Annotated in this window: 19 protein-coding genes; 16 read left to right on the top strand and 3 right to left on the bottom strand. The window is 54.0% G+C overall.

Annotation, left to right across the window (positions count from 1 at the left end; genetic code table 11):
* Both BMX68_RS24515 and BMX68_RS24510 read left to right on the top strand, forming a co-directional pair.
* Positions 1 to 240, top strand: a 240-nt coding sequence (locus BMX68_RS24515; protein WP_143063361.1) for a S24 family peptidase, incomplete at its 5' end; no start/stop codon positions are given.
* Between the two features lie 263 nt (positions 241 to 503).
* Positions 504 to 1,445 (top strand): hypothetical protein, encoded by a 942-nt coding sequence (locus BMX68_RS24510; RefSeq protein WP_017133291.1) that lies wholly within the window; start codon positions 504 to 506, stop codon positions 1,443 to 1,445.
* Positions 1,446 to 1,845: 400 nt separating this feature from the next.
* Here BMX68_RS24510 and BMX68_RS24505 read toward each other — a convergent pair whose 3' ends face one another.
* Entirely contained in the window at positions 1,846 to 2,160 is a 315-nt protein-coding gene (locus tag BMX68_RS24505) for a DUF1654 domain-containing protein (protein WP_017133292.1), read from the bottom strand.
* Between the two features lie 539 nt (positions 2,161 to 2,699).
* Between BMX68_RS24505 and BMX68_RS25745 the strand changes: the two genes are divergently transcribed.
* Entirely contained in the window at positions 2,700 to 2,879 is a 180-nt protein-coding gene (locus BMX68_RS25745; RefSeq protein WP_143063360.1) for a hypothetical protein, read from the top strand.
* Here the strand turns inward: BMX68_RS25745 and BMX68_RS24495 are convergent.
* On the bottom strand, positions 2,856 to 3,146 hold the full coding sequence (locus BMX68_RS24495) for a hypothetical protein (protein ID WP_017133294.1): 291 nt from the start codon (positions 3,144 to 3,146) through the stop codon (positions 2,856 to 2,858). The genes BMX68_RS25745 and BMX68_RS24495 overlap by 24 nt on opposite strands.
* A gap of 209 nt (positions 3,147 to 3,355) precedes the next feature.
* On the opposite strand from BMX68_RS24495, the gene BMX68_RS24490 reads away from it, so the two are divergent.
* Entirely contained in the window at positions 3,356 to 3,898 is a 543-nt protein-coding gene (locus BMX68_RS24490; RefSeq protein WP_017133295.1) for a hypothetical protein, read from the top strand.
* A gap of 48 nt (positions 3,899 to 3,946) precedes the next feature.
* Here BMX68_RS24490 and BMX68_RS24485 read toward each other — a convergent pair whose 3' ends face one another.
* Complete coding sequence (locus BMX68_RS24485; protein WP_017133296.1) at positions 3,947 to 4,156, bottom strand: hypothetical protein; 210 nt, start codon at positions 4,154 to 4,156, stop codon at positions 3,947 to 3,949.
* Positions 4,157 to 4,167: 11 nt separating this feature from the next.
* Between BMX68_RS24485 and BMX68_RS26070 the strand changes: the two genes are divergently transcribed.
* The 12 genes from BMX68_RS26070 to BMX68_RS24430 all read left to right on the top strand — a co-directional run.
* On the top strand, positions 4,168 to 4,314 hold the full coding sequence (locus BMX68_RS26070) for a hypothetical protein (RefSeq protein WP_017133297.1): 147 nt from the start codon (positions 4,168 to 4,170) through the stop codon (positions 4,312 to 4,314).
* A gap of 72 nt (positions 4,315 to 4,386) precedes the next feature.
* Positions 4,387 to 5,013 (top strand): hypothetical protein, encoded by a 627-nt coding sequence (locus BMX68_RS24480; protein ID WP_017133298.1) that lies wholly within the window; start codon positions 4,387 to 4,389, stop codon positions 5,011 to 5,013.
* Between the two features lie 442 nt (positions 5,014 to 5,455).
* Positions 5,456 to 5,638, top strand: coding sequence for a hypothetical protein (locus tag BMX68_RS24475; RefSeq protein WP_017133299.1), 183 nt, complete (start codon positions 5,456 to 5,458; stop codon positions 5,636 to 5,638).
* Between the two features lie 122 nt (positions 5,639 to 5,760).
* Positions 5,761 to 6,009, top strand: a complete 249-nt coding sequence (locus tag BMX68_RS24470; RefSeq protein WP_017133300.1) for a hypothetical protein — start codon at positions 5,761 to 5,763, stop codon at positions 6,007 to 6,009.
* Positions 6,010 to 6,037: 28 nt separating this feature from the next.
* Entirely contained in the window at positions 6,038 to 6,715 is a 678-nt protein-coding gene (locus BMX68_RS26545; protein ID WP_017133301.1) for a hypothetical protein, read from the top strand.
* 21 nt (positions 6,716 to 6,736) lie between these two features.
* The gene (locus tag BMX68_RS24460; protein ID WP_017133302.1) at positions 6,737 to 7,162 is read left to right on the top strand and encodes a hypothetical protein; all 426 of its coding nucleotides are present in this window, start codon (positions 6,737 to 6,739) and stop codon (positions 7,160 to 7,162) included.
* Complete coding sequence (locus tag BMX68_RS24455; RefSeq protein ID WP_017133303.1) at positions 7,159 to 7,350, top strand: hypothetical protein; 192 nt, start codon at positions 7,159 to 7,161, stop codon at positions 7,348 to 7,350. The genes BMX68_RS24460 and BMX68_RS24455 overlap by 4 nt, the downstream gene beginning before the upstream one ends.
* On the top strand, positions 7,347 to 7,529 hold the full coding sequence (locus BMX68_RS24450; RefSeq protein ID WP_017133304.1) for a hypothetical protein: 183 nt from the start codon (positions 7,347 to 7,349) through the stop codon (positions 7,527 to 7,529). The genes BMX68_RS24455 and BMX68_RS24450 overlap by 4 nt, the downstream gene beginning before the upstream one ends.
* Positions 7,530 to 7,813: 284 nt before the next feature.
* Positions 7,814 to 8,542 (top strand): hypothetical protein, encoded by a 729-nt coding sequence (locus BMX68_RS24445; RefSeq protein ID WP_017133309.1) that lies wholly within the window; start codon positions 7,814 to 7,816, stop codon positions 8,540 to 8,542.
* A complete protein-coding gene (locus tag BMX68_RS24440; protein ID WP_017133310.1) occupies positions 8,539 to 9,102 on the top strand; it encodes a siphovirus Gp157 family protein in 564 nt (187 codons plus the stop codon). Before BMX68_RS24445 ends, BMX68_RS24440 begins: the two co-directional genes overlap by 4 nt.
* A gap of 7 nt (positions 9,103 to 9,109) precedes the next feature.
* On the top strand, positions 9,110 to 9,352 hold the full coding sequence (locus tag BMX68_RS24435) for a hypothetical protein (RefSeq protein ID WP_074862755.1): 243 nt from the start codon (positions 9,110 to 9,112) through the stop codon (positions 9,350 to 9,352).
* Positions 9,349 to 9,651: hypothetical protein (locus BMX68_RS24430; protein ID WP_074862758.1), on the top strand; the 303-nt coding region annotated here is incomplete at its 3' end. The genes BMX68_RS24435 and BMX68_RS24430, both read left to right, overlap by 4 nt.

The raw sequence follows: 9,651 nt of genomic DNA, 5'->3' as shown, positions 1-9,651 counted from the left end.
CCAACCATCAAGGATCGCGACCCGCTACTGGTCGACATCACGATCCGGGAGTTCACGGGTGATGGCATCTACCTCTTCTCCCACGACGAAATGCTGTACGTGAAACGCCTGCAAAAGAAAGGCAAGGATCGCTTCAAGATGATCTCGGACAACAAGCACCACGACCCCGAGGACATACGAGTGGATGACACCCACATCCTAGCTCGCGTGCTTTACGTGTGGAACGGGCAGCCGGTGTGACGCTATGACCCTCACTAAACGCTACCAACCGCTGCGCCGCGACCTGAAAGAGGCTGCGGCATTCTCAAGTAGTCGGGAGTCGATCTGATGAAGGGCGCCGTGCGACTGTCTGAGGATGGCCAGTAAGATGAGGTTAGGGAGTTGCTGGAGATCGCGGCGAGTTACCTGGCTGTCGAGGGATATGCAGATGAGGTGAAGAGGGAAGCATTTCGAGAACGCAGTAACCAATCGGAATAAGTGAATATACAATTCAAGGATGTGAAATGAGCGGCGAAGACTCTAACGTTTCTTTTGAAGATGTTCCGGTGCTAGCTGACATTGAGTCGATTGTCTGCCGCCCAAAATATCAATCCTCTCTTTATTTTGTACCCACACACAAGGACAGGAACTTTGGAAGCATCGTCGCCCCTTACCATCTAAATGGAAAAACGATTAAGTGTGGAATATCGGACTGCGGAAAGCCGCACTTACACGGCTACCTTATTACTACTAGTGACGAACAAGAAACAAACATAGGCAAAGACTGCGGTACAAAGCATTTCAAAGCAGACTTCTCGTCAGAAATGAAAAGGCATGATGAGCTATATAGCAGAAGACTCAAAGTAAATAGGATACTTGAGCTTAAGGCAGTTGCTCCATCAATGCTCGCGACAATATCCAGCCTACAACAACAATATTTATTTCTTAAATCGCTTCGCTTCAAGCTTCGAGGGGCATTTTCTGCGGCTGACAGCAGCCGGCTTGATCATAAACTAAAAACCCGAGATCCAGGGCTCTATAGGTATGAAGCTAGATCCCTAGCCGAGAGAGAAGCTTATCTTGAGACCAACCCTGCGGCGAAGAAGTCGGGTGCTGTGCCACCAAAACAGATAAAGATTGGCGAAATAGCGGGATTCAGCTTTTTAGGCGCTTCTTACAAGGACGAAGAGATATTTAACTTTATTAATCCATTAAAAAACGTTATAGCCGCAAGCGAAGTTGAAATACATCAATGGCGCGCAGGGGAAATTAGCAAAACTCACGCATGGATTAGTTTAATCCCAAAAGGCGTCGCTCGTATTGAAAGCCTTATTTCTAGCGGCAATGATTTTTTCACATCCAAGAATCTTGAAGATCTTTTGCTAATAGGGATTTCAAAAGACAGCCTATCTCCAGCCATAAGTGAGATACGAAGGGTCATGTCTCTTTCTGGACGGAGATTGTAGCGCTTTCTATTTTGGCATTAGATAGCTTTTGGCAAAGATTGCTCATAAGCTCCGGCGATGGAAGTCCAACCCAGAGCAGGGCCTGCTCATGATGTAGTGGTTCGTAAGTAGCGAATAAATAGAACCCTGGCTCATCACCTAGGTTTTTCCATGTCGCAACCATAAATCCTTCGCATGGGCTGTAGATTAGGCACTCCTGATAATCTCTTGGCTTGCATAACGAGGTAAGGTTTAGGCTCTGAACCGCTGGGGTGGATTTCATCTATCACCTTTAGGAATCTATTCTTAAAAATGCATTCCTTAGTAGAATATACCAAAATGGCTCCGGAGCAGGGTCTCTTACATATGACTTCCCCGCCATAACCTGTAGCCCGCCACTGAGCGGGCTTTTTAGTGCCCGTCAGAACGGGGCCAACTCCTCTTCAGGCTCAAACTCAGCCTCTCCTTTTCCCGCCGTATCCAACTCCTGTTGCTCCCATCTCACCGTCACGCTGCCGTCGTCATTGAGCGTCAGTTCGAGTTCGTCAGTTTCAGCGATCACGCTAAGCACTTCTTCCCATTCCCGATCACCGTCCGTGTCCAGGCGATGAACAGTTACCTCACGCCGCTCCTGCGCGATCGGATGATTGATCATCGATGAAACTCGCAGGCTGAGCCGCTCTATCCCGGTCATACCGCTGGCTTGTGGTGGTTTTACATTTCCGTGGACTGCCATAAACATCTCCTTAACAAATACTGTATATAAATACAGGATAGGCAAAGCTTAACGTCTCGATCTGGAAATGCAACCCCCTCAGCCGCTGACTTTCGCCGGAGAAGAAATTTGAAAATAATTAGGCATTACCTATTTACAGAAATTAGGCATTGGCTTATCGTTCACCCATCGCAGCGACACAGCCACTGCGAAGGGCCTCGAAAGGGTCCGCTCCGATTCGGAGTCGCTCTTTAAAAATTCAGAACACGATCCTGCTGCGGAAATAACAGCGGGGCCGCCTGTCCGGCAAGGACAGGGAGGGCCGATGCAAAGGCTCTGTCAAAAACTAACGATTGGCCGCTACGCCTCTACTGGAGACCGGCGATCTGATCTGACCTACCGCCACGGGAGTGACTTTGGCGCTGGGAGGAAACGCAGGGAGAACCTGCGGCAGACGAGGGATACCGAACTGGCGAATGACCCAGATATGCGTAGCGAGACAGATTTCCTCGATGCCCTTCTTACGAGGGGTATCAGGGAAGTCAAACCGGGGTAAGGAAATGAACGAAGAACAGATTGAGCGAGTTCGACAGATTGTTCTTGAGCTGTCTGAAAAAAGCGGCACCAGTTTTGATACCGCCTTTGAGTCAGCTATTGGCGTAATGAGGTATCACGCGATTGATGTTGTGCCCTGGGGCAAGTCAGCCGCCGGCGGGTCAGGCCTCGTAAAGGAATGCTGACCACTCACTCCCTTCAACACGGCATAGAAAAATTGAAGCAGCGCCTCGCGAAGTAAGCGGATCAGAAATAGATTTGACTCTGTCTCTCAATACAGAGGTGCTTAGGGCGCTTGCTCCAAAGTACGTGCCTATCGGCATGTCATAAGTTTTTCCGTCATCAAACTTAACCGTCCGCTTCAGGCCTAAAGCAGCCATTTTTTCGTGAAGATCGGCGTAGTCCTCGCCATCGGCCCTGAACAGCTCAACTCGAGCCATGTATTCCGCCATAACTGCATTCCTTGTTTCGACTGTGGAGGTCGAAGCATATGGGTTTCCCTCGACTGTGGAAAGCGAGGAAACAGGGAGCCTGCCCCTGTAAAAACAGGCGACCACATTCGATTCAAGCCGGTGACCGACGCCAGTAGCGGGCCACGGCGGAAAGTTTCACTGATGCGCCTGGTGACGGGTGCATTGGGAAAACAACCGAGGCAATGACCATGCTCAATATCAACGAAGCCGAACTGAAAAAATCCATCGTGGCAAATGTCGCCGACCAGTTGCTGCGAGAGGACGAAGACCTCTCCGAGATGGTCGCGAAAGAAGTGAAGAAACGCATCGACAAAATCTTCGACGAGCGCGTGACCTCGCAGATTCAGAAGGCGATCGACGAAACCATCAACGGTTCGTTCGAGCGTGAATATCGCCGGGTGAATCAGTGGGGTGATCAGGAAGGGCCGTCCACCACGCTCCGCAAGGAGCTGGAAACAACCGTCACTGCTTACTGGAACTGCAAGGTGAACCCTGGCGATGGCAAGCCAGCATCCAGCTCGTACAACACTGTGACGCGCGCCGAATGGCTCATGACCAAGATCTGCGCCGAGGACTTCACCAAGCAAATGCAGACCAGCGTCAACGCTGTGACTGGCGCACTTAAGGACGGCCTGCGTAACCAGTTGGCCGGCCAGATGGACATGATGTTGAACAACCTGTTCCACATCAAAAGCCTGCAAGACCAGGGCAAGGTCGAGAAGCCGTACTGAGCATCACTTCTGCCCATTCACTGGGTGGGCAGATGGATGTGACAGGCCTCAGTTGTTCTCGTTTTCTTCGGCCACTCGTCGCTCTTCGGCCAGCTCCGATTTTGCATCCTTCAACAGAGCAATCAGGTCGTCGACCTCTTCGTCAGCAAAAATCAGCACGTGCTCTTCACGGCCCCCCTGATCCTGTTTGATGCAGATGTTCCCGGCGTCAGAGATGTACACCTCTGCCCCGTATCGCGGCTCAATTTTTCCAACCATGGAGTGCACCTATGCGATTTACCTACGAAGTGAAGGGTGGAATGTACATCTACAAGGGTCCGAGTGGTCACGGCGGAATTGCTTACTCCCTCGAGCAAATCAACAAGCGGCTAACAAAAGCTTACGGCGCCGCCGGCTACGAGCTGGTGAAGTCCTGACCAACCAGCGCCACGACAGCCTGTCGTTAACTGCCCGATCCTCTCTATGAGAGCGCACAGTCTGGAGGGTACATGAAAAAGCAGCGTCTTGTTTATGGCGTTGGCCTGAACGATGTCCCGATGTCGGCAGGCCGGGCGGAAAGCAACAGATTCAAGCACGACCCGATCTATGCAAGATGGTCTGACATGCTCATGAGGTGCTACTCGGAGCGATACCAGGCCAAGTACCCAACCTATCGCGGCTGCACGGTCGTGGAAGAGTGGAAGAGGTTCTCCGCTTTCAAAGGCTGGATGGTCACTCAGCGCTGGGAGGGAATACATCTCGACAAAGATTTTCTGGTTCCCGGCAATCGGGTCTACGGACCGGATACATGTGCGTTCATACCACAGTGGTTGAACCTCTTCTTCGGCACCAATCAGGCGACACGGGGCGAGTGGCCGATAGGCGTTGCCTGGGTCAATTGTAAGTGCGACAGGAAGTTCGCCGCATCCCTGAATGTCGATGGCCTGCGCGTGACACTTGGCAGGTTCCACACCCCGGAAGAGGCGAATCAGGCCTACCGGGAAGCCAAGCACCGCGAGCTTCTAAAGCGGATTGAGCAGTACAAGGCTTGCGACTCTCAGGATCCTCGGGTTCTCACCGCCTTGAGTGATCGCGCAAGAGAGTTGCTTGCCAATGAATTGGTCGGCTTCCAATAGCGGCCATAGATGCGGACGAAACTGCGGCCTATAACCGCCCACCTGCATTGCAGATGAACCGCCGAGCGCGGGAATTGCCCATCCGTCCCCGGATACCTGATCGCGGCTAGAGCTGAAAGCGCGACGAGGTGATAACGCCGGGAGCAGGAACGGTTCGCCTAGCCTGCCATCTGCACAATCAATAGGTGGCCACTGCCTGCCCAGTGAGCGAGCAATAGGAGCTACCGACATGAAGTAGCCGAACGATTCACCTGCGTGGCGCAGCAAGCCTGAAGGCTGCGCCCAATACTCATACAGGCAGCGGACAGTAGGTCGTCGATGTCACCGCGCATCGGCCGGAATTCCGGTAGGCCACCCCAGCGCACCAGGACAACTTGACGCTGCAAACCCAGGCCGTCGCCAGTAGCGGGCCTGGGGCCTATCTCTCAATCGGAGCCGCCACATGGAAAAGCTTCAAGTCCAAACGGACAACGGCTGGACCTTCGTCTTTTGCTTCATCGGGAAGACGTTGAAAACGACTGACAACCGCGACCATGCCCTTCCGCGCAAATGCCCCGAACTTGCGGGCAGAATTCTTGAGGAATTCGAAAAGGAATTCCCTGAACGGAAATTCCGGCTGGCCTGATCGGGCCGGCTGCACCCTCCTCCCGACACCACCCGCATGCACTCCCCTCCGCGCCCATCGGCAACCAGCGGGAGGCATGAGTGTTGAACGAATACAGGTGAACCAAATAAGCGGAGCAAATCATGAGTAAAGAAATCAGCTTTCTCGCACAACAGGTTTCTTCGGAAGCCGGTTATTTCCAAGACCGACAGCGCCACTACATGACAAAGGTTTCCGCCACGCTGGCAAGTATTGAAGAGAGTGAAATCCTTGCTGAGTTCACACCTGAAGAGATTTTGCAGGTGCACGACCGTGACGCATTCCTTGAGCTGATCGGCGAGGAATATGCCTGCAATTATTTCCTCGTTGCGCCAGAAGATTCCCCCTTTTAACCGGGCGAACCAACGAATGGAGAGAGTCATGAGCAAAGATGATGGCGGGCCGGCCTTTCCCGCGCCCGAAGCCGCTGTTGCACGATTTGGCGATGCCAATGCCGATGCATTCCTCGGCATGACCCTGCGCGATTACTTCGCAGCCAAGGCGCTTGCTCCAGCATTTCCCGGCATGAGTACCCGCGACGTGCAGTACGCCGCCGAGTCTGCGTACGCAGTTGCCGACGCAATGCTCGCCGCCCGTTCCGCCCAACCCCAAACACTGGAGGTCGCCATGAGCGATTTCGGATATTGCGAGGGCGACGCGTGCGCCCGTGATGGCTGCGCAGGCGTCATCGAGCTGGAGCAGGTAAAGGACTGTAGCTGCCATTTGAACGCGCCATGCTGGCGTCATCAGGAAGCCGATATGTGCTGCACGAAATGCGGATGGCGGGCTGCTGATGATCCTTTGTGCGTTCGCGAAATCGCAACCATCAGCATGGGCGATCTTCCCCGCATAGAAACAAGGCCTCGCGTCCTTGATCCCACAAAAATCGACTGGGTGGCAAAGCTCCACAGCAGCAGCTCCATGATCAAGGAGGGCGTCTTCCCAATCGGAACGCTTGTCTCGGATGTGGAGAGGGTGGTGCGCGGCACCTTCGGCGGCAGATTCGAACGCTTCAACGAAGACACCGGCCACTTCAAGTACATCGCTTACACCGACTGATCCGGCACTCTGGAGGCGACCATGAACGCAGCATTGAAGATATGCCAAGGCCGTTACGACGCGCAGTTGCCGCCCCCAGTGAGCGAGTCGGCCGTAGAGATTGCACGCGCCGAGTGGCTGTACAACGCAACAGAGCAGCTTGTCCGCTTCCGCACTGATGTGAAGTTTCAGCGCTGGATGAGAAAGTCGCAAGGCGTGACCGTTGCTCAACTGGCTCTGGCGGTAGATGAGCATGTGAATAGTCGTCTTGAGGACTGCAAAGTCAGCTCCTCGGCGCTTGGCTGGCTGCTGTTAACCGCTGGCGACAAGCCCGACAAGAGCGCGATCTCCGAACTGCTCGGCCCAAGCGACAATCATTTCGGAAAGCTTGGCGAAATCGCCGAGAGCTTACTCCGACCCCTTTTCGATGACGCACTTGCCGCCCAGGCCGAGGATGACTCGTTATGAGCCCCCACGTCTTAATCGGACAAGAGCTTGAAGCGCTTGAGAGCCCGGAAACGCTGATCAGTTGGTCAGTAATGATTCAAAAAACGCTTTCAGAAATGATGCTGGACGGACGCCTCAGCGTCGAAGAATTCAATCACTACTGCTGCCGACTCAACAAGATTGTTGAGAAGCGCAAGGAGTTGTTATGAGCACATCACCAGTTAAATCACTGATCGACGAACAGATTGAAGAGATTGAGCGAGCGCTTATAGTCCTTGGGGCTGGCTTGCCGCGTGATCTACCCGTTTCGGCACTGCCGCCAAATCTTGCTGAAGCAATTAAGGGTGGGCGGATTGCCGTAAGGGCTCGAAAGCAGGTGGCGCCATGAGGGTTTTATTCTGGCTTCTAGCCGCCGCCGCTCTAGTTCTTCTTCTGCAATACAGTCTTTTCAAAGAAAACGGTGAGCCGAGACAGATTATTTCGTCTGAGCATGATGCAAGGGTTGGCCCATGACCTCGCATCAGCGCACTCGCCGACTTTTGATTTTGCGCGGCTCATTCACATCTATCGCATTCTTCACTCTCTTGATGTTGCTCAGCGCTCTCGCTGATCGAATCACTCAATAACCAGCACCTTCACAGCGCCCCTCTCTGGTGGCGCGGAGAGATACTCATGCCTGACAAAAACATGCAGATTTGGGATCGTGTCGAAAAGACAGATACCAGGTTTACGAAGGAAGCCAAGGTAGGCGGACAGCAAATCACTAGCCTGAACGGCACGGCCATGATTATGAAGGCTACCGAGGTTTTCGGACCGGTCGGAATTGGTTTCGGCTGGAGGGTGAGCGAAGAGCGCTTCGATAAGGGCGCCGAGATGTTCGTCGGCGAAGGCGATAAGCGCGCCAGCCTGGGTTTCGAGCTGAATCACACAGTCAAGATCCTGTTCTGGTTCAAGATCGACGGCGAGCGAGGGGAGCTGGAGCAGTACGGATGCACGCCGTACTTGTACAAGTCGAAGTTCGGCACGACTACGGATGGCGAGGCACCGAAAAAGTCTCTCACAGATGCAATCAAGAAATCTCTGTCGATGCTTGGCTTCAGTGCTGACGTGTTCCTTGGCATGTTCGATGACCGGGACTACGTCCAGCAGCGTCAGGAAGAAGAAGCGATCGAGCAGGCAATAGACAAGGATGCCGAAATCGCTAAACAGCAGCAGGAACGTCTCGACTACATCAAGTCGGTCATTGAAAACCTGAAAGGCGCTCAAACACCACATGAGCGAAAAAAGATTCATGACGTAGCGGTTCTTCAGCTCACGCGGCGGAAGGATGAGAAAGGCGCGGCGCGGATATCCCTTGAGTGGAAAAATCTCTCTGAACTGAAACAGGAGACTACGGCATGACTCGGCTCTACGCGCTTACCGGCAAGCTGGCCGAGCTTCAAGGCATGGCTGATGCCGATGATGAGAGCCTAAAAGAGGCCTTGCAACATGCAATGGATGAGATCCAGGGCGAGCTTGAGGTGAAGGCCGACAACATCGTCATGCTCCGCCGGAACATCGAAAGCGACGTCACCGCGATTGAAAACGAGATCGAGCGCCTAGCCGAACTCAAGCGCGTCAAGACCAACAGTGTGTCGCAGATCAGCGACTACCTGCGCAGGAACATGGAGGCCGCCGGCCTCAAGTCGATCAAGCGGCCTCTGTTCACCATCACCCTTGCCCTAGGCAAGGAGAAGGTCATTGTCGACAAAGAAGACGAGCTACCTGAGGACTATGTCGTCCCAAAAACAACCTTCGCACCAGACAAAACTGCCATTGCAGCCAAGCTCAAGGAAATTCGCGAGCACAACGAAACCGTGCGCAAGCGCATGGCCGCCGGCGAAGACGCAGAACACGAGCTGATCGAGGAGCCGGTTTGGGCGCACCTTGAGCGCGGCGACAGCTCGATCCGCATCAAGTGAGGAAAACATGATCAGCAACCACCTCAGCCTGGTCGAGCATCATCGGCCAAAGGCGGACGCCATATCCGAGCAGATCGCCAAGTTCCTTGCAGCCGGCGGCCATATCGACGAGCTGCAAAGCCCGCCGCGCAATCCGATACCGCCGCCCCGCTCCACCCGGATAGACCCTGAAACGGTCCTCAAGCGCAAACCCAGGCCTCTGTCGCTGGCCGAGCGACGCGCCCTACGCAAGATGGCGGACTCGCTATGAAGTCGAAACGCAAACCCAACAACGGTTTCGCCAGGGCCGAACGCAGTTGCCGGGCGCTGCTGCGCACCAACCACGTCGCGGTGGTGAACATCGACCCCAGCGGCACGCAGATCATGGCGAACTGGAAGAGCTGCAAACAGATCCGAAGCCTTGCGGTCGCCAATGCCATTTTCGATTTCTCCTACCACTGGACGATCTACATCGCCGCCATGTGCCGAGACGAGCGCGGCGCCGAGTACATCAAGTCGGTGGAGATATCGCCCGAGGGCATCTACAAGGTCGAGCGCCTGACGGATGCC

Source organism: Pseudomonas agarici (assembly GCF_900109755.1).
Lineage (GTDB): Bacteria > Pseudomonadota > Gammaproteobacteria > Pseudomonadales > Pseudomonadaceae > Aquipseudomonas > Aquipseudomonas agarici.
Note: the sequence above shows the minus strand (reverse complement) of the source record. Positions and strands in the feature narration are given on the sequence as shown.